This is a genomic window from Rhodococcus sp. OAS809, from assembly GCF_040546695.1.
In the GTDB taxonomy this organism is placed as follows: domain Bacteria; phylum Actinomycetota; class Actinomycetes; order Mycobacteriales; family Mycobacteriaceae; genus Rhodococcus_F; species Rhodococcus_F qingshengii.
Genome location: NZ_JBEPOI010000002.1, coordinates 4737768 through 4755803, shown reverse-complemented (window position 1 = coordinate 4755803; position 18036 = coordinate 4737768). Strand labels below are relative to the sequence as shown.

Sequence of the window (18036 nt, the reverse complement as noted above, 5' to 3'; positions counted from 1 at the left end):
CAAGAATCAGGGCTGGAACACGACGCGACCGACCGTGGTGCCGTCGCCGAGGCGACCGATACCGTCGGCAACGTCCGTCAACGACAACCGCTCACTGATCAGTGGTTTGACGAAGCCGGCATCGGCGAGCCTGGTGAGCTCGACGTGGCAGTCGTCGATGGCCTGCTGGTTGTAGGCCTTGTACAGCCCCCAGTGCAGTCCGATGATCGAATAGTTCTTGATGAGAGCGTGATTGAGTGCCGGCTGCGGGATCGTGCCACCGGCGAAGCCGATGATGACGATCCGTCCCTCGAAGGCGATGCACTTGGTGGACTTCGCGTATGCGTCGCCGCCGACCGGATCGAAGACCACGTCGGCGCCCTTGCCGCCGGTGAACTCCTTGACCGCTGCCACGAAGTCCTCACTGTGACGGTCTACGACGAGGTCTGCGCCGAGCTTGCGCGCGTACTCGGCCTTGTCCGGGCCGCCGACGACACCGATCACCTTGGCGCCTGCCGCCTTGCCGAGTTGCACTGCCGCACTACCGACACCACCCGCAGCAGCGTGGACCAACAACGTCTCACCCTCGAGCAGTTGGGTGCGGCGATGCAGAGCGAACCACGCTGTCTGATAGCCGATGCTCAGAGCGGATGCTTCCGCGTCGTCGAGAGCCGACGGCGCCGGGAACGTGTTGTTCTGATCCAGTACCGAGTACTCGGCGAATCCGCCGGACGGCAGACTCGGATTACCGATCACCCGGTCCCCCACTGCGAATTTGGTCACCGATTCACCGACCGAGACCACTTCACCACACAGTTCGACACCGGGTGTGAAGGGCAGCGGCGGCTTGATCTGGTACTCACCCCGGCACATGAGGACGTCGGGGAAGTTGGCCGGAGCCGCCAGCACCTTGACCAACATCTCCGTCGCATTCGGGGTGGGATCCGCGGTCTCCTCCAACGCGAGCACATCGCGGGGTTGACCGAGTTCGTTGACGCGCCAAGCCTTCACAGCAATTCTCCAGACAGATAGTGGGTGAGTTTCAGGACGAGATCGGGAGGTCGACCAACTCGGCGAGGCGTCCCCGATGCTGATACGCGGTTCCCAGCGACAGCTGATCGCTCTTCGCCCGTTTGAGGTACAGGTGCGCCGGATACTCCCACGTCATTCCGATACCACCATGAAGTTGGACGCACTCCTCCGCAGCATGAACCGCGACGCCGCTGCAGAATGCCTGGGCCACCGTCGCTGCGATCGCCGCATCGACGTCGCCGCGTGCATAGGTGTCCGCCGCATATCGTGCTGCCGCTCCCGAAGAGCTGACTTCGAGCCAGAGATCGGCGAGGCGGTGCTTGATCGCCTGGTACGAACCGATCGCCCGGCCGAACTGCTTGCGCTCCTTCACATACGCGAGAGTCGTTTCGAGGCACCACTGAGCTACAGCGAACTGTTCGGACGCCAGCAGTGCGCTTCCGCAGAGCAACGCTTCCTCAACCGCTTGCGCCGCGTTGCCGCTGTCGACACGGACCGACGACGACCCCGAGAACTCGACGTCCGCCAATCGGCGCGTCATGTCCAGGGACAGAACCGGCGTGACGGTGGCGTCGGCGATCCGAACGGTGTGCAGCTCCAGACCGCTCTCACCGGCAACCGGAACAACAAGAACATCGGACTCGGCGACGCCGGCAACCGTCGTGACGCTGCCGACGAGTCCACTCGCCGTTGCCTTGACAGTGGGTGTGAAAGTTCCTGGTGCAGTGGACAACGGGACGATCAGAGCAGCCGTCGAATCCCCCGCCGCCAATTGACCGAGCACCTCGGTCTCGCCGGCCTTCAGCAACGCCGTGGTCGCCAGCACAGCGCTGGTGAAGAACGGAACGGGAGCGACCGCACGTCCGATCTCCTCCATCACGACCGCCGCCTCACGCGTCGACGCACCTGCCCCGCCCAGTTCTTCGGGTACCAGCAGTCCCGCCAAACCGAGTTCCGACGCCAGCGACTTCCACAGCCCGGTGAAGTCGGCGGACACGTCGTCGTACGCCGTGACCACGGTGTCGGCACCGGCACGCTCGCTCAGCAGTCGTCTGACGCTGGCTCGCAGATCTTGTTCGGTCTCGGAGTACAACAGATCGGCGCTCATCGGGGTAGGTCCTTCCAGGCGATGTCCTTGTCGACGCGATGCTCGGGCGGCAACCCGAGTACACGTTCTGCGATGACGTTGCGCAGGATCTCCGACGTTCCGCCCTCGATCGAATTGCCCTTGGCTCGCAGGTACCGGTATCCGGGTTCACGCCCGGTGAAGTCGACGGAATCCGGTCGACGCAGCGTCCAGTCGTCGTAGCGCAGACCGGCTTCGCCGTGCAGCTCGAGGTCGAAACCCGAAATCTGCTGAGCCAAACCGGCAAACGCGAGCTTCATTCCCGAGCCTTCGGGGCCGGGCTGGCCGGCGGCGAGCTGCTGGCGCAGTCGCTCACCGGTCAGACGCGCAACTTCGGATTCGGTCCAGAGCCGCATCAACTCGTCGTGCATCGCCGGATTACGCAGCTCGGGCTCGTCACGCCAGGCCTGAGCGACCTTTCCGATCATGCCTCCCTCACGCGGTGCGCCCGAACCGATGGCAACACGCTCGTTGTTCAGGGTGGTGGTCGCAACCTTCCACCCCTGGCCTTCGGCTCCGAGGCGATTGGCGTCCGGAATCCTGACGTCCGTGAGGAATACCTCGTTGAATTCGGCCTCGCCGGTGATCTGACGCAGCGGCCGGACATCGACGCCCGGATCGGTCATGTCGCAGATGAAGTAGCTCAGACCCGCATGCTTGGAACGTGACGGATCGGTCCTGGCCACGAGAATCGCCAGCTGCGCATTCTGCGCGCCCGACGTCCATACCTTCTGCCCGTTGACTATCCAGTCGTCGCCGTCGCGGACGGCGCGGGTAGCGACGGCCGCGAGGTCCGAACCTGCGCCCGGTTCACTGAACAGCTGGCAGTAGACCGTCTCCGCAGTCCACAACGGGCGCAGGAACTTCTGCTTCTGCTCCTCGGTGCCGAAGGCAGCGATGGTCGGTGCCGCCATGCCCAGTCCGATCCCGTTCTTGCCGGTGGCCGGGCCCGGTGCACCGGCGGCCTCCAGCTGAGCGTTCACCTGACGCTGAAAGCTCTGCGGTACACCGAGTCCCCCATGACCTTCGGGGAAATGAACCCACGCCAGTCCGGCGTCGAATCGTGCGCCGAGGAAATCCGATACCGACACGCTGTTCGGATCGTTCTCCGCGAGAAGCGTGTTCACCTTTTCGGTGAGATCACGCGATACTGCCTCTTCGTCGAAAGCCATGCCCATTCCTTCGGTTCGAGCGGTGAGCGGACGGTCAGTCCTTCGGTCCACCGGCGACGTAGACGACCTGACCGGAAACGAAGCCCGCGCCTTCGCTGACGAAGAACGACGCGGTGTGCGCGATGTCCTCGGGCTGACCGACACGGTTGACCGGGATCTGCGAAGCGGCAGCGGTCTTGAAGTCGTCGAAGCCGACGCCCATGCGCTCTGCCGTTGCGGCGGTCATCTCGGTTTCGATGAATCCGGGTGCAATGGCGTTGGCGGTGACGCCGAACTTGCCCAGCTCGAAGGCCAATGTCTTGGTGAATCCCTGCATGCCGGCCTTGGCTGCGGAGTAGTTGACCTGTCCGCGGTTGCCGAGAGCCGACGTGCTCGAGAGGTTCACGATGCGGCCGAACTTCGCTTCCACCATGTACTTCTGCACCGCACGCGACATGAGGAACGCTCCGCGCAGGTGGACGTTCATCACCGAATCCCACTCGGCAACGCTCATCTTGAACAGAAGGTTGTCGCGAGTGATGCCGGCATTGTTGATCAGTACGGTGGGTGCACCCAGTTCTGCGGCCACACGATCCACTGCTGCAGCAACCGAATCCTCGTCGGAGACGTCAGCGCCGACGGCCAGCGCCTGGCCGCCGGCGGCCTTGATCGCGTCGACGGTTCCGGCACACGCCGCTTCGTCGAGGTCGAGCACGGCGACGGCAAAACCGTCTTCCGACAGTCGCTTCGCTACTGCCGCACCGATTCCGCGTGCGGCACCCGTGACAATTGCGGTTCTACGTTCCTGGCTCACTGGCCCTCCATACTTTCGTGATTCGACGGACACCGGACGATCTCGTCAGATCCCGGCCTGATCTGCAATTTCCCTGGCTTTGGCGACCAAGGCGTCAATACGTTCCACGGTGGGAGTTCCGCTCTCGGCGGCATTCTGCGGTTCGTCGCGGGCGCGACGCATCACGCCCTCGGCGATCACGGCAATCTTCCACAGTCCCAACGTGTGCCAGAACTTCAGCGCAGCAGGATCCCGTCCGGTGGCCTCGAGATAGATCCGGGAGATCTCCTCTCGCGAGGGGAATCCCGGGAGTGCCGACGCCGGGAAATCGCCGCCGGTATTCTCACCAGCCGCCGGCCAGTACGCCAACAAGCTTCCGACGTCCGCCAACGGATCACCGAGTGTGCACAGTTCCCAGTCGAGGGCCGCGACAACTTCGCCGTTGCTCGCTGAGGTGATCACATTGCGTAGGTGAAAGTCGCCGTGCACCAACGTGGTTTCAGTGTGATCCGGCTGGGCTGCAATCAGGCGTCGGGTGAGATCGTCGAGATCAGGGCATTCCCGCGTCTTCGACTGTTCCCATTGACCTCCCCAACGCTTCAACTGCCGTGCAGCGTAGGGCTTGTGGCTCGCCAGGTCGTCGAGACCGGCCTGCTCGAGGTCGACGGCGTGTATCTTCGCCAGCGTCTGAGCGAGCGAGATTCCGATTGCCCGGCGACGATCATCCGACAACGCCTCCGCAAGAGGCATTCGGTCCACCACTTCGCCGTCCACGAATTCCATGAGGAGCAGCGGAACTTCGGTGACGGCAGGATCCTCGGTCAACCCGAATACTCTCGGCGAAGGCACGTCGGTGGATTCGAGAGCGCTCAGGATTCGAGCCTCACGCGCCACGTCGTGAGCCGAGGCCAGCAGATGCCCCAGCGGTGGGCGTCGTAGCACCCAGCGATTGCCGTCCTGATCGCGAACCAGGTACGTGAGATTCGACTGCCCCAAGCCGATTCGATCGAAGGACAACGGCCCGGAAAAGTCGATCCCCAGGCCTGCGATCCACCCGGTGACCGCTTCGGTATCGAGTCCCACTACTCCGACGCTAGCCACCGACGGACGCTCCCTGCCGGAACGGGAGTGCGTCACCCAACAACTGGCCACCGTCGATGGTCATGATCTCACCGGTGATCCACTGGGCTGCATCCGAAACCAGGAAGGCAATGGCAGCGGCCACGTCCTCGGGTTCACCGATGCGTCCGAGAGCAGTCGACGCGGACACCGCTTCTTCGTGTTCTTTCCACAGAGCTTCGGCGAGTTTGGTTCTCACCACTCCCGGCGCAACGGCATTGACACGAATCTTCGGTGACAACTCGAGCGCCAACTGCTTGGTGATGTGGATCAGAGCAGCCTTCGACGCGTTGTACGTACCGATTCCCGCCTCGAACGCCATGCCGCCGATCGAAGCGGTGTTGACCACGGAACCACCGTGCTCGCCCATCCAGGCCCGCGCTGCGAGGCCGGTCCACAGGACTGGAGCCCACACGTTGACGTCGAAAGTCTTGGCGAAGCGCGAGTGATCCTGGTTGATGATCGGCCCGAACGACGGGTTGGTGCCCGCGTTGTTCACCAAGATGTCGAGACTGCCGAAACGCTCGATCGTCTGCTCGACGCACTTGCGTGCAGCATCCTCGTCCGTCGCGTGAGCGCCGACGCCGATCGCGTTGCCGTTCACCTGCGCGGCAGCCGCATCTGCGGATTCCTGTGAGCGCGAAGTCAGTACGACGTTTCCGCCCGCCGCCGCAATCGCCTGCGCGGTCGCGAGGCCGATGCCCCGCGATGCGCCTGTGACGATTGCCGTCTTACCTGTGAGATCCAGTCCTGCCATGTCAGTTCGCCTTGACTTCGCGGTACTTGCGCAGTTCCTGCTTGGCGATGGCGCGCTTGTGCACCTCGTCCGGGCCGTCGGCCAGGCGAAGGGTGCGCATGTGGGCGTAAGCCATCGCGAGCGGGAAGTCGTCGGTGACGCCGCCACCGCCGTGAACCTGGATGGCGCGGTCGATGATCTTGAGCGCGATGTTCGGTGCCGCAACCTTGATGGCTGCGATCTCGGTGCGCGCTTCCTTGTTGCCCACCGTGTCCATCATGTGTGCGGCCTTGAGCGTGAGGAGTCGAACCATCTCGATGTCGATACGAGCCTCGGCGATCCAGTCCTGGATATTCGCGTTGTCACTGACGGGCTTCCCGAAGGTGATGCGGGTGGATGCGCGCTTGCACATCAGTTCCAGTGCGCGCTCGGCCATTCCGATTGCACGCATGCAGTGGTGGATGCGGCCGGGGCCGAGGCGGGCCTGGCTGATCGCGAATCCTTCACCCTCACCGGCGAGAATGTCCTTGGCCGGGACGCGCACGTCCTCGAAAGTGATCTCGCCGTGTCCTTCGCGGTCCTGGTAGCCGAAAACCGGCAGGTTGCGCAGGATCGTGACGCCGGGAGCATCGATCGGCACGACCATCATCGACTGCTGACGGTGGGTGGCGGCATTGAAGTCGGTCTTACCCATGACGATCAGAACCTTGCAGTTCTGGTGCAAGGCGTTGGAAGCGAACCACTTACGGCCGTTCAGCACGTACTCGTCGCCGTCACGGTCCATACGGAGCTGGATGTTGGTGGCGTCGGAGCTGGCAACCTCGGGCTCGGTCATCGCGAAAGCGGAACGAATTTCGCCTTCGAGAAGCGGCTTGAGGTACTTCTCCTTGTGCTCGTCGGTGCCGAAGAGCGTGAGCACCTCCATGTTTCCCGTGTCCGGAGCGGCGCAGTTGGTGGCCTCGGAGGCCAGGTGGCTGCGGCCCATGATCTCCGCGAGCGGTGCGTATTCCAGGTTGGTCAGGCCGGGGCCCCATTCGGGATGGGGATGGAAGAGGTTCCACAGCCCGCGGGCCTTGGCTTCCTTCTTCAAGTCGTCGATGATCGGCGGCTGAAAGTGCGGGTTACCGGACTCACGCATCTGCTCTTCGTAGACCGCTTCGGCCGGGTAAACGTGCTTGTCCATGAAATCGAGCAGTTCGGCCTGGTACTTCTTGGTGCGATCCGAGAACTCAAACACTGACATGTGAACTCCTGACAGAGAGGGAAGGAAAATTGGGGGCTCGATGTTCGAGATGGCTGTTGACACCCTCGACGACATCCGGGCCGTGAAATGCGTTCAGCATCAGCGATTCCGCATGCCTGGCGGAATCAGTGAAGGTCGAGTGCGCGTCGGCACTCATCTGAGATTTGATGACGGAGAGGGACGTCGGCGAGCAGTTCGCCGCGATGTCCTCGGCGTAAGCAATCGCCGCATCCAGAACGTCACCGCCGGTGACCAGGTGGTCGATCAGACCGATGCGGTACGCCTCGTCGGCGTCCACCATCCGGCTGGAAAGCAGAAGATCGACTGCTCGACTGTGCCCGACCAAGCGGGGCAACATCCAGGAGATGCCGTACTCCGCAATCAGGCCTCGACGCGCGAACGCGGTAGTGAATCGTGTTGCGCTCGAACCGAAACGAACGTCGCAGTACAGAGCCTCGACCATTCCGAGCCCGGCAGCGACGCCGTTGACGGCGGCGATCAGCGGCTTGCGGATGGTGGTCGGGAAATGACGGTCTCGCGGCCGGACAAGATCACTTTCGGAGACTTCGCCGACGTTCTTCAAATTGCCGAGGTCAGCCCCCGAGCAGAATCCTCGGCCGGAGCCGGTGACAACAATTGCTCGGACACTGGGATCTTCGTCTGCCACGGCCAGAAAGTCGTAGTACTGATCTTCGAGCTCGTTGGTCCACGCGTTGAGAACGCGGGGCCGATTGAATGTCAGAACCAGCACCGCTCCTCTCTGCTCGGAGAGGACGAGTTCCTCGGTCATCGTGTTCCCGCGAGGAGCGACGCCTGGTACCGGCGCATCCCGCGCAGCCAACGGTCGTAGTCGGCGCCCTTCTGCCGGTACATGTCCAGCACGTTCTTGTGCGGAAGGATGAGAAACTCTTCGGCATCCACTGCCGCAAGAACGATTTCGGCGCATTCGGCAGGCTCGAGAACATTGCCTGCCGCAAGCACGGCTCCGGTTGCGGCCTTGCCGACCGGATCGCCGGAATTCTCACCTTCGTAGAGAAGCTTGGTGTTGACGCCCATCGGGCACAGGCAACTGACGCGAACACCCTGATCTCCGTAGGTGATCGAGAGCCACTCGGCAAACGCGACCGCGGCATGTTTGGTCACCGAGTACGCGGCGGACCCGACCTGACTGAGCAAGCCGGCCGCAGAGGCCGTGCTGATGAAGTAGCCCTCCCCGCGCTCCGTCCAGCCGGGGACGAGGAGCCTGGCAGCGCGAATGTGGGCGCGAACGTTGACGTCGATCGTCGTGTCCCAGACGTCTTCACTGATGTCGAGGCCCATGCCACCGGTAACGCCGGCATTGGCGAAGTAGAGGTCGACCGGGCCGAATTCCTTTTCCGCCTGCGCGATCAGGCCCGCAATGACCGTCTCGTCGGAGACGTCGCCACCGGCAGACACGGCCGCTCCGGGACGCTCCGCGTTGATCGCCTCTGCTACTGCCGAAGCTGCTGCCCCGTCCAGGTCAGCCACTACGACGCGAGCACCCTCGGCAGCCAGTCGCTCGGCCAGTGCACCGCCGATTCCCCCGCCGCCACCGGTGACAATTGCTACCTTCTGGGCAACCTTCATGAGCGATTCCTCTCGCTTGCGTCATACCTACGCGCTGACAGTGATCCACGTCTCCCCTCATGTATAGTTGAATCCGGCGTCAGTTTCAACCGTCGAATCGCGACGGTCACCCGAACGGCCCGTTCCGTCCTCCTGAACTGCGAGTAAAGGGATAACGATGACTGAAAACCAATTGCCCGTCCGCCCGTCCACCTTCGCCGAGCTCGAGAAGCTCATCGGCCAGGAACTTGGCCCGACGGAGTGGTACGACATCACCCAGGAGCGCATCAACGCGTTCGCCGAAGCCACAAACGATCATCAGTGGATTCATGTCGACCCGGAACGAGCCGCATCGAGCCCGCTCGGCAGCACGATCGCGCACGGACTCTTCAGCCTCTCACTGGGACCCCAGTTCTCCTACCAACTCATCCACTTCGACGGCTTCGCCCACAGCCTCAATTACGGCTACGACAAGGTTCGCTTCCCCGCTCCCGTTCCCGTGGGATCCCGGGTCCGCATGCGCGCAACCGTCGTGTCCGCGGAGCAGTTGCCCGGCGGAATCCAAGTGAAGATGAGCCAGGTGGTCGAGCGCGAGGGTTCCGACAAGCCCGTCGTGGTCGCCGAATCCGTCGCTCGCGTCGTCGAAAAGAGCTGAACCGAAAAGAGCTGAACCGAGACTGGGACGCCCGGCCGCTCGAACATCGATGCAGCCGGGGCGGCCCACCTCGTCAGAGACGGTCGGGGAACTTCAGAGCGTTCGCCCACAGATCGGTCACAGTGGCGACAATCTGATCGAACTCCGGTGAACGCCCGTCCACCTCACCCTCACGAAGGGTGAACAGACTGTAGGCGAGTCGACTCACCATGCCGGACAGAGCAATCGACGCCGTCATCGGATCCAGCGTCGTGTCCGCGATGCCGCGGGACTGCAGATCTGCAATCCCGCGGGCATTACGGCGTATGAACGCATTGGCACGCTCGCTGCGGAACTTCCGGAACTCCGGGTCGATGTGAGCTACCTGCTCCATGAGCCCCATCAACTTCGCATTGCGTTGATACGCGGCCAGATACGCTCGATTACTTGCCTCGAGCACGGCGTACGGATCGTCCGCGCTCGCAACGCGTCCCATGCCCGGGTGCATCATGTCGTCTCGCGCGACCTCGAGGACGGCGGCGAACACCTCTTCCTTGTTCGCGAAGTACGTGTAGAACGATCCCGTCGCGCAACCGGCTTCTTTTGCGATGTCGATCAAACGTGCATCGAGATAGCCACTGCGCTCGAAAACCTTACGGGCAGCAGCAACCAATGCCGCACGCGTGCGTGTCCCCCGCTCGGTGGTCGGTCGATCCCGGAGCAGCGCGGGCGGAGCCACCGGTAAGGCGGCAATTCGCGATTCGTCGTCGAGCACGGTGCGCTCCTCATCCTTCCGATCAACATCATTTTCGGGACAATCCCAGCAGACTCGATGTTGACGCCGGATTCAAGTGTACGCTCTGGTGAGACCCAGGACACACAATCGGTCGATTCCTCCCGAAAGGCAGAACCATGGTTAGCGTTCTCGACCCGGTGACCCGTCACGCGGAAGCCACTCCGGAAAATATTGCAATTCGCGGCACGGATAATCATTGGACATACCGACAGCTCCACGACGCGTCTCTGGCGTTTGCCGGCCGCATTCGCGACGAAGGGTTGAGCATCGGCGACCGGGTTCTGCTCGCGGCGCCGTCGGTGCCTGAATTCATCGTGGCGTACATGGGGATTCAGGCTGCAGGTTGTGTCGTGGTGCCCATCAACACGATGTCGGCGCAACCCGAAGTCGAGTACGTACTGGACGACGCCGAGATTTCGCTGGCGATCGCCTGGCACCAGCTCGGTCCCGCAGTTCAGGATGCAGGGAGTGCGCGCGGCGTCCCGGTGTGGACGCTCACCGAAGAATCGGCGAAGGCCGACCATCCACCGGCAACGGTGGTCGACCGCGACACAGCGGACACCACGGCGATTCTCTACACCTCCGGTACCACCGGACGTCCGAAGGGCGCTCAGCTGACAGTCGGGAATCTGTTGTCTGCCGGTGAGATCGGCGCCGAGAGCAGCCGCGGAAATCCCTCGGACCGCACCGGTACCGGACTGCCGCTCTTTCACATCTTCGGCCAGGGTTCGGTCATGATGGCAACCTTCACCGGCGGCGGATCACTGTCCCTGCTCGCCCGGTTCGACCCGGCCGCCATGCTCGATCTGGTGCGTCGGGACAAGCTCACCATCATGGCGGGCGTCCCCACCATGTGGAATGCCATGCTGCACGCCGCAGCCGACGTGGACAGCTCCGACTTCGAACAACTGCGGATCGCAATCTCCGGTGGCGCATCACTTCCCGGTGAAGTCGCTCGCGCCTTCGAAGCACGGTTCAACTGCACAATCCTCGAGGGCTACGGCCTGACCGAGACGAGCGCATTCGGAACTTTCAACAGCATCGACCGCGTCGCAAAGATCGGATACACCGGCCGCGCCGTACCGCGCACCGAGGTCGAGGTCCGTGATCACGACGGAAATGTCTGCCAGGCAGGCACAGTGGGCGAGGTATTCATCAAAGGACCGACGGTCATGAAGGGCTACTGGAAGCGCCCGGCCGACACGGCCGCCGTCCTGTCCGACGACGGATGGTTCCGCACCGGAGACCTCGGCGAGACCGACGCCGACGGTGACCTTCGCATCGTCGACCGCGTCAAGGACCTCATCATCCGCGGTGGATACAACGTCTATCCAGGCGAGGTCGAAGAGGTGCTCTACCAGCACCCCGACATCATCGAGGCCGCGGTGATCGGTATACCCGACGACTACTACGGCGAGGAGGTTGCGGCGGTGGTGGCCGTGCGCCCAGGCTCCGACCTCGAAGCAGATGACGTCACCTCGTGGGCTCGGGAACGTCTGTCCGCCTACAAGATTCCGCGGGTGGTCCAGTTCATCGACGCGCTCCCGAAGGGTTCGACGGGAAAGATCCTCAAGCGATCGATCGACCGCACCGAACTCCTCGCCCAGAAGCAGAACTGAAAACACAGGTGAACCCCGGCGAGATTTCGCCGGGGTTCACCTGTCCATGCGCTCAGAGTGCCCTGTCCATACGCTCAGAGTGCGTCGAAGTACTCGATCTGCGGGGCGCCTGCGAGGAAGGGCGCCATCGCCTTTCCCGCGGCCTGGAAATGCTCGGACGATCCATGGGCCTTGATCGCAGCACTGTCTTGATACAGCTCCATGAACTTGTACGAATTCGTATCCGTCTTCGAGCGGATCAGTTGATACAGAACCGTTCCGGGCTCTTCCGTGCGCACCTTCTCGGCAAGTTCGGCGACTACGGCTTCGAACTGTTCGCCGCTTCCGTCTTTGACGGTGATATCCGCGATGACAGCAATCATTCATTCCTCCAAAAGTGTTCCAGCAGTATTCGAGTGTTACCGAGAACCTACAGTTTCACTGCATGGGCAGTAGTCCGAACGTCGATTCCAACTGACTGCGAGTGCTTTCCGCATCGGTGTGGAGAATGCCGGCGATCCCCAATCGTGCCGCGCCGTCGAGGTTCTGTTGCAGGTCGTCGATCATCACGGCGCCTTCGGGCGCTACACCCAGCCGCTCGCACGCGATGGTGTAGATCTGACGAGAGGGCTTACGAATCCCTACTTCCGAGGAGATCACCACTTCGTCGGCGAGGTCCTCGAGCACAAAACCCGCGTAGCAATCACGCCCGAAAGCATTGGACACGAGCGCAACAGGGTGACCCGCCGCTCGGACGTCCGCAATCAGTCGCACCATCTCTTCGTCTCGGACAAGCCCGGCCTGCATACGGTCGACCAATCCTTCGCTGTCCACGACGGCGCCGTGCGCTCGTAGCCGTTCCCCGAATCCTGCTTCGAAGGCCTCCTGGTCGATCTTTCCGGATTCGTGATCGGAGAGCAGTTTCTTCGAGACGTCGTCGCGGGAGAGCAGGGTCAACGGAAGTCGTGGGTCGCCCCCAAGCGAGGCCCCGAAATCTTCGAAGGCCCGCAGCACACTGGAGGTGAGAACTCCACCGAAATCGACGAGCACTGCCGTACGCGTGGGTGTCATTGCTCCATCAGACACCAAACATGAACCCGGCGTCAACATCAATTTTGGCGTAGCGAGAATTGCAAAGTGTTGATCCACAACCGGTTGACGGTATCGAGCAGACCGTCGAAGGTCACTCCGGCGGCGCCGTCCTCGCCGCCGCGGGATACGAAGTACCCGAACGCAAGTCGACTGATCATCCCGGAGAGTGCCCGAGACGTCAGTAGCGGATCCAGATTCGCGTCCGCCAGTCCGGCTTTCTGCAGCTTCTCGATACTGCGCGCGTTGCGTCGAACAAACGCGTCAGCACGCTCGAGGCGGAGAACCCGGAACTCCGGATCGATGCTTGCCACCTGCTCGAGCAGTCCCATCAGCTTCGCGTTCCGTCGGTACGCCTCGAGGTACGCGCGGTTACTCGCCGCGATGACCTCAGCAGGATCCGCGCCTTTCGGAGTGTGCGGCATACCCGGATGCATCATGTCTTCGCGTGCCAACTCCATCACTGCCGCGAAGATCTCTTCTTTGCTCGCGAAGTAGGTGTAGAAGGTACCGGCCGAGCACTGCGCCTCCACAGTGATGTCGATCAGCCGCGAGTCCAGATAGCCGGACCGTTCGAAAACGGTGCGGGCCGCATCGATCAACGCTCGCCGCGTACGCAAACCACGCTGAGTGGAGGGGAGTTCCCGTGACACTGTCGACGAAGCATCTTCGGAGCCTGTGCGTGCTGCAGCCATGCTCCAGTTATACGTCAGACGCCCGCTACCGGTGACCGATAGCGGGCGTCTGCTCGAAACCGAAAGAGTTACTTGGCGTACAGGTGCGCGCCCGGAATTGCGTTCGGATCGTCCCGAACTTCCTTCGGGTTGGTCTCTTTCAGCACCCAGGCACTGAAGAAGGTCACCAGACCCATGAGGGCTACGAACACGGCAACCCATGTAGTGGTCCCGGTCTTCGCGATGAGTGCCGTCATGATGAACGGAGTACCACCGCTGACCGTGATCGCCGCCAGCTGGTACGCCAACGATGCTGCCGAGTAACGCACGTTGGGCGCGAACAGCTCACCCATGTACGCAGCGATCGGCCCGTAGGTCATCGACTGGAACACGCTGCCGACTGTCACCGCGATGAAGAACAGCGGCAGGGACTTGGTGTTGATCAACCAGAAGTACGGGAATGCCCAGACCACGATCGCCGCGGCGCCGATCAGGATCATCGGACGACGACCGATCTTGTCGGACATCTTCCCGGACCACAGCACCACACCGACTGTCAGCAACGCACTCAGGAGCGAGATGATGAGCAGTGAGTTCCGCTTCAACCCCAGTTCGGTTGTGCCGTAGCTGAGCACGCCGGCGATGCTGATGTAGAACAGTGCATTGGTGGCGGCCAGAAGTCCGCAACCGAGCAGAATCTTGCGCCAGTGATCCTTGAGCGCCTGCGCCAGTGGAGCCTGAACGACGACGTCCTTTTGGTTCTTCTTGGCGTCTTCCTGCAACTCGAGGAATTCCGGCGTGTCCTCGACCTTCGTCTGGATGTACAGAACCACAGGGAAGAGCAGCGCGCTGGCGAAGAACGGAACTCGCCAACCCCAGCTCAGGAATGCATCATTGGAAATGGTCGCGGTCGCGACGAGGAAGACCAGGTTGCCCAGCACTACACCGAACGAGACACCCATCTGACCGAAAGTGCCTGAGAATCCGCGCTTCTTGGGACTCGCGGATTCGGTGAGGAGAAGGACGATTCCGCCCCACTGGCCACCGCAGGCGAGACCTTGGATGAATCGCAGTGTCACCAGAAGAATCGGAGCGACGACGCCGATTGCCGACGCACTCGGGATCGCGCCGATCAGGAACGTCGCGACGGCCATCAGCAACAGGCAGGTGACGACAGCGGGCTTACGCCCATACTTGTCGCCGAAGTGTCCGGCGACCAAACCGCCGATGGGGCGGGCAACGAAGCCGGCCCAGAACGTACTGAACGAGAGCAATGTGCCCATCAGTGCGGATGAATCGGGGAAGAACACATGCGGAAAGACCAGTGCCGCAGCCGTTCCGTACAAGAAGAAGTCGTACCACTCGATGGAACTGCCGAGCAGTCCCGCGCCGAGAAGTTTGCGGTGCGCTTTCTTCTTCTTCCGTTCCTGATCGGACAGGCCCCCTGCCTGCGTGTTCGAATCCACTGCCGATCTCGTCATGGGTTACTCCTCGATGGGTCGGACGCTCGTCGCGCCGGGAGTTGAGAAGCGGAACCGGGCCAGAAGTAGAAACTGACACCAACTTCAACTCTGTGGCGTTGCGATCAGTCTGCGATACAAAAAGAGTGATGTCAATCACTGAAATGCATTGCCGCATAGGGGACTAAATCCCCTACCGATGCTCGTCAGCCACCACGACGAATGGCCGGCTCACCTTGTCGGCGGCCGGCAATTCGTTTGTCAGGTAGATCTAGTTCGGTACCCGCAGTTCACGACGAAGAATCTTGCCGCTCACTGTTTTCGGCAGGTCATTCATGACCTCGACGATGCGTGGATACTTGTATGCTGCAAGCCTTTCCTTGCAGAACTCGACCAGATCCTCGGTGGTCGCCTCGGCACCGTCCTTGAAGGACACGAAGGCCTTCACGGTTTCGCCGCGATACGGATCCATGACACCGACGACAGCAGCCTCTCGTACGGCAGGGTGTTCGTAGAGAACATCTTCCACTTCGCGTGGCCACACTTTGAAGCCCGAGGCATTTATCTGATCCTTCATCCGGTCGACGATGTAAAACCAACCGTCGCCGTCCATGAATCCGATGTCGCCGGTGTGAAAACGCCCGTCCGGCATGGCATGTGCGGTCTCGTCCGGCTTGTTCCAGTATCCGAGTGCAACCTGGGGACCGGAGACCACGATCTCGCCGTACTCCCCGACCTGTACCGGCTTGTCGTTCTCGTCCACCACCTCGGCGTACGTATTCGATACCGGTACGCCGACAGCAACGGCCCCCGACGCCGGATCTACCGGCGCTTCACGCGAATTCGGCACCACGATTGCCGGGCTGTTCGTCTCGGTCAGCCCGTAGCCGTTGTGAATGTAGTGACCGAACTTCGACCGGAACGCTTCCAACGCCGCGTGCGGGATCGGCGCGCCACCTGAATACACCGACTCGAGAGAGCTCAAAGATTCCTTCGAGACTGCGGCGCTGTCCGTCCACGCGATGAATACCGTGATCGCTCCGATGATCGCGGTAGCCCGATGCTCCGAAATTGACTCCGCTGCAACGATGGGATGGAATCGGCAGGTCAGAATCGTGGGCGCGCCGGCCAGGAGTGGAGCCGCGACGTGCCCGATCAACCCGGTGATATGGAACAGTGGCGCCACCGCGAACATCGCGCCGCCGGGGCGCAACCCCAGCCAGTCCCGATAGATCTGCGCTGCGAACACGACATTTGAGTGCGTGTTCATCGACCCCTTCGGCGGGCCGGTCGTCCCCGACGTATAAGGAAGGTAGGCAAGGTCTTCCGGGGACAGATCGACCTTCTCGGGCTTCTGTCCTCGATGAGCCTCGATCAGTTCCAGTAGGTCCGGAAATCCATCATGACGAATCCTGGACGCCGAACCGAAGATCCGTTCATCGTCGCGCGACTGAAAATCCCGTTCCGACGTGGTGATCACCCGTCGCACTTCGGTGCCCTCGGACGCAGTCGCCACGGTCTCGGCCGAGGACTCGAGACAGATGACTGCTACCGCTCCGCTGTCGGCCAGTACGGTGGACAGCTCACGGTCGCGGTACATCGGATTGACCGGAACGACGACGGCACCGAGCTTCCAGACCGCGACTGTCGCGATCACGAACTGCGGAACATTCTGTAGGACAAAGGAAACTCTGTCTGCGAACCCGATTCCATCCTTGGCGAGGGCTACGGCAAGCGCATCCGACATCTCGTCGAGCTCGGCAAAGCTGACGGTCCTGTCGAAGTACCTGATGATCGGGGCGGTGCGATCGCGCTCCAGCGAAGCACGGAACATCGCGAGGGCGTCGACGTGCTCGATGTCTACGTTCGGCGGAGTGTCGGCGTCGTAATTGGCGAGCCAGGGCTTGCTCTCGTACACGTTGGTCATATCTCAGCTCTCGAAGTACCGACGTGGGTTGTCCACCAGCATCGCCTTGACCTGGTCTTCGGTGACACCACGTTCGAGCAGCGCCGGAATGACATCATCACTGATGTGGGTGTAGTTCCAGTTCGGAAGTGCCACTTCTCTTGCCGCGCTGGGGAAGTAGTCGATGAAACACGACGCGTCATGCGCCAGAACCATCTTCTCCGCGTAACCGCGACGGGCCATCTCCACCACGGTGTTGACACGATCCTCGAACGACAGGAACGGTTCGAGACCGAAACGGTCCATCCCCAGTAGCGAACCGGCATCGGCCAGCGCACACAAGTAGTCGAGATCGGTGGTGTCGCCGGAGTGACCGATGACCACCTTGGTCAGATCCGCACCCTCTTCGGCCAGAACCTTCTGCGCGACCAGCCCGGATTCAGTGTGCGGATTGGTGTGCACGGTGATCGGCACTCCCGTTTCCACCTGCGACTGTCCGACCGCGCGCATGACCCGCTCGACGCCGGGGGTAAGGCCCGGCTCCTCGATGGCGCACTTCAGGAAGGAGGCTCGGACACCGGTTCCGGCGATTCCTTCCCTGATGTCCTTGACGAACAGTTCGACCATCGGCTCGGGGCCGTCGAACAGCAATCCCGGTCCGGTGTAATGGAATTGGAAGGGAATGTCGTTGTAGGTGTAGATGCCGGTAGCAACGATGATGTTGAGATCGACCTGCTCGTTGATCCGGACGATGCGCGGAATGTACCGGCCGAGGCCGATCACCGTGGGATCGACGATCGTGCTGATTCCGCGGGACTTCACCTCGGTCAGCTTTGCCACCGCGTCCGCTACCCGTACTTCCTCGTCCCAGGGTTCGGGGTAGTCGGGGTAGTTCTGGCGCAACTCCTCACCCAGAACGAAGACATGCTCGTGCATCAACACCTTTCCCAGATCGGCTGTATCCACCGGCCCACGAACGGTTTGTACTGAACTCATCGATCGAACCCCTGACTGTGATCGCCATCACTAACATGAGACAATGAGCTAGTGTGTCTCACGTGGCCAGGTTCGTCAATAGGCTCGATCCCCCGAGGCTCACCATTTTTCAACGGC

Annotated in this window: 18 protein-coding genes; 2 read left to right on the top strand and 16 right to left on the bottom strand. The window is 62.0% G+C overall.

Going from position 1 to position 18036, the window contains the following annotated elements; all coding sequences use genetic code 11:
• Nucleotides 1–6 precede the first annotated feature (6 nt).
• From ABIE52_RS25090 to ABIE52_RS25050, 9 genes are read right to left on the bottom strand one after another with little or no spacing between them, the layout of a single operon-like run.
• A complete protein-coding gene (locus ABIE52_RS25090; protein WP_042446288.1) occupies nt 7–990 on the bottom strand; it encodes an NADPH:quinone oxidoreductase family protein in 984 nt (327 codons plus the stop codon).
• Nucleotides 991–1021: 31 nt separating this feature from the next.
• Nucleotides 1022–2119: an acyl-CoA dehydrogenase family protein gene (locus ABIE52_RS25085; protein WP_192712777.1), complete on the bottom strand. Its 1098-nt coding sequence runs from the start codon at nt 2117–2119 to the stop codon at nt 1022–1024.
• Nucleotides 2116–3309: an acyl-CoA dehydrogenase family protein gene (locus tag ABIE52_RS25080; protein ID WP_003943047.1), complete on the bottom strand. Its 1194-nt coding sequence runs from the start codon at nt 3307–3309 to the stop codon at nt 2116–2118. Before ABIE52_RS25080 ends, ABIE52_RS25085 begins: the two co-directional genes overlap by 4 nt.
• A 34-nt stretch (nt 3310–3343) precedes the next feature.
• The gene (fabG, locus tag ABIE52_RS25075) at nt 3344–4102 is read right to left on the bottom strand and encodes a 3-oxoacyl-ACP reductase FabG (protein ID WP_007730831.1); all 759 of its coding nucleotides are present in this window, start codon (nt 4100–4102) and stop codon (nt 3344–3346) included.
• Nucleotides 4103–4147: 45 nt separating this feature from the next.
• A complete protein-coding gene (locus ABIE52_RS25070; protein WP_192712776.1) occupies nt 4148–5182 on the bottom strand; it encodes a phosphotransferase family protein in 1035 nt (344 codons plus the stop codon).
• Nucleotides 5175–5957 (bottom strand): SDR family oxidoreductase, encoded by a 783-nt coding sequence (locus ABIE52_RS25065; protein WP_007730827.1) that lies wholly within the window; start codon nt 5955–5957, stop codon nt 5175–5177. The genes ABIE52_RS25070 and ABIE52_RS25065 overlap by 8 nt, the downstream gene beginning before the upstream one ends.
• Nucleotide 5958: 1 nt before the next feature.
• The gene (locus ABIE52_RS25060; protein WP_019745701.1) at nt 5959–7179 is read right to left on the bottom strand and encodes an acyl-CoA dehydrogenase family protein; all 1221 of its coding nucleotides are present in this window, start codon (nt 7177–7179) and stop codon (nt 5959–5961) included.
• Complete coding sequence (locus ABIE52_RS25055; protein WP_050656976.1) at nt 7166–7969, bottom strand: enoyl-CoA hydratase-related protein; 804 nt, start codon at nt 7967–7969, stop codon at nt 7166–7168. Before ABIE52_RS25055 ends, ABIE52_RS25060 begins: the two co-directional genes overlap by 14 nt.
• The gene (locus ABIE52_RS25050; protein WP_003942864.1) at nt 7966–8787 is read right to left on the bottom strand and encodes an SDR family oxidoreductase; all 822 of its coding nucleotides are present in this window, start codon (nt 8785–8787) and stop codon (nt 7966–7968) included. Before ABIE52_RS25050 ends, ABIE52_RS25055 begins: the two co-directional genes overlap by 4 nt.
• 157 nt (nt 8788–8944) lie before the next feature.
• On the opposite strand from ABIE52_RS25050, the gene ABIE52_RS25045 reads away from it, so the two are divergent.
• A complete protein-coding gene (locus tag ABIE52_RS25045) occupies nt 8945–9421 on the top strand; it encodes a MaoC family dehydratase (protein WP_003942878.1) in 477 nt (158 codons plus the stop codon).
• 73 nt (nt 9422–9494) lie between these two features.
• Here the strand turns inward: ABIE52_RS25045 and ABIE52_RS25040 are convergent, their stop codons facing one another.
• Nucleotides 9495–10175, bottom strand: coding sequence for a TetR/AcrR family transcriptional regulator (locus ABIE52_RS25040; protein ID WP_007730821.1), 681 nt, complete (start codon nt 10173–10175; stop codon nt 9495–9497).
• Between the two features lie 137 nt (nt 10176–10312).
• Here ABIE52_RS25040 and ABIE52_RS25035 point away from each other — a divergent pair, with 137 nt between their 5' ends.
• Complete coding sequence (locus ABIE52_RS25035) at nt 10313–11815, top strand: class I adenylate-forming enzyme family protein (RefSeq protein WP_007730820.1); 1503 nt, start codon at nt 10313–10315, stop codon at nt 11813–11815.
• 74 nt (nt 11816–11889) lie between these two features.
• On the opposite strand, the gene ABIE52_RS25030 is transcribed toward ABIE52_RS25035, so the two are convergent.
• The 6 genes from ABIE52_RS25030 to ABIE52_RS25005 form a co-directional block, all read right to left on the bottom strand.
• A complete protein-coding gene (locus tag ABIE52_RS25030; protein ID WP_007730819.1) occupies nt 11890–12177 on the bottom strand; it encodes a putative quinol monooxygenase in 288 nt (95 codons plus the stop codon).
• Between the two features lie 55 nt (nt 12178–12232).
• The gene (locus ABIE52_RS25025; protein WP_042446307.1) at nt 12233–12865 is read right to left on the bottom strand and encodes an HAD family hydrolase; all 633 of its coding nucleotides are present in this window, start codon (nt 12863–12865) and stop codon (nt 12233–12235) included.
• 38 nt (nt 12866–12903) lie between these two features.
• Nucleotides 12904–13578: a TetR/AcrR family transcriptional regulator gene (locus tag ABIE52_RS25020; protein WP_003943027.1), complete on the bottom strand. Its 675-nt coding sequence runs from the start codon at nt 13576–13578 to the stop codon at nt 12904–12906.
• A gap of 68 nt (nt 13579–13646) precedes the next feature.
• The gene (locus ABIE52_RS25015) at nt 13647–15038 is read right to left on the bottom strand and encodes an MFS transporter (RefSeq protein WP_058038323.1); all 1392 of its coding nucleotides are present in this window, start codon (nt 15036–15038) and stop codon (nt 13647–13649) included.
• A 250-nt stretch (nt 15039–15288) separates the two neighbouring features.
• On the bottom strand, nt 15289–16944 hold the full coding sequence (locus tag ABIE52_RS25010; protein WP_065455013.1) for an AMP-binding protein: 1656 nt from the start codon (nt 16942–16944) through the stop codon (nt 15289–15291).
• A gap of 3 nt (nt 16945–16947) precedes the next feature.
• Nucleotides 16948–17919 carry a phosphotriesterase family protein gene (locus ABIE52_RS25005; RefSeq protein ID WP_003943005.1) on the bottom strand — a complete coding sequence of 324 codons (972 nt, stop codon included), beginning with the start codon at nt 17917–17919 and terminating at the stop codon, nt 16948–16950.
• Nucleotides 17920–18036 lie beyond the last annotated feature (117 nt).

Coding starts and splice junctions, on each gene's coding strand:
- ABIE52_RS25060 (WP_019745701.1), bottom strand. CDS start 7,179: ATGTCAGTGTTTGAGTTCTCGGATCGCACCAAGAAGTACCAGGCCGAA.
- ABIE52_RS25020 (WP_003943027.1), bottom strand. CDS start 13,578: ATGGCTGCAGCACGCACAGGCTCCGAAGATGCTTCGTCGACAGTGTCA.
- ABIE52_RS25015 (WP_058038323.1), bottom strand. CDS start 15,038: ATGACGAGATCGGCAGTGGATTCGAACACGCAGGCAGGGGGCCTGTCC.
- ABIE52_RS25050 (WP_003942864.1), bottom strand. CDS start 8,787: ATGAAGGTTGCCCAGAAGGTAGCAATTGTCACCGGTGGCGGCGGGGGA.
- ABIE52_RS25010 (WP_065455013.1), bottom strand. CDS start 16,944: ATGACCAACGTGTACGAGAGCAAGCCCTGGCTCGCCAATTACGACGCC.
- ABIE52_RS25035 (WP_007730820.1), top strand. CDS start 10,313: ATGGTTAGCGTTCTCGACCCGGTGACCCGTCACGCGGAAGCCACTCCG.
- ABIE52_RS25025 (WP_042446307.1), bottom strand. CDS start 12,865: ATGACACCCACGCGTACGGCAGTGCTCGTCGATTTCGGTGGAGTTCTC.
- ABIE52_RS25055 (WP_050656976.1), bottom strand. CDS start 7,969: ATGACCGAGGAACTCGTCCTCTCCGAGCAGAGAGGAGCGGTGCTGGTT.
- ABIE52_RS25065 (WP_007730827.1), bottom strand. CDS start 5,957: ATGGCAGGACTGGATCTCACAGGTAAGACGGCAATCGTCACAGGCGCA.
- ABIE52_RS25030 (WP_007730819.1), bottom strand. CDS start 12,177: ATGATTGCTGTCATCGCGGATATCACCGTCAAAGACGGAAGCGGCGAA.
- ABIE52_RS25085 (WP_192712777.1), bottom strand. CDS start 2,119: ATGAGCGCCGATCTGTTGTACTCCGAGACCGAACAAGATCTGCGAGCC.
- ABIE52_RS25005 (WP_003943005.1), bottom strand. CDS start 17,919: ATGAGTTCAGTACAAACCGTTCGTGGGCCGGTGGATACAGCCGATCTG.
- ABIE52_RS25045 (WP_003942878.1), top strand. CDS start 8,945: ATGACTGAAAACCAATTGCCCGTCCGCCCGTCCACCTTCGCCGAGCTC.
- ABIE52_RS25080 (WP_003943047.1), bottom strand. CDS start 3,309: ATGGCTTTCGACGAAGAGGCAGTATCGCGTGATCTCACCGAAAAGGTG.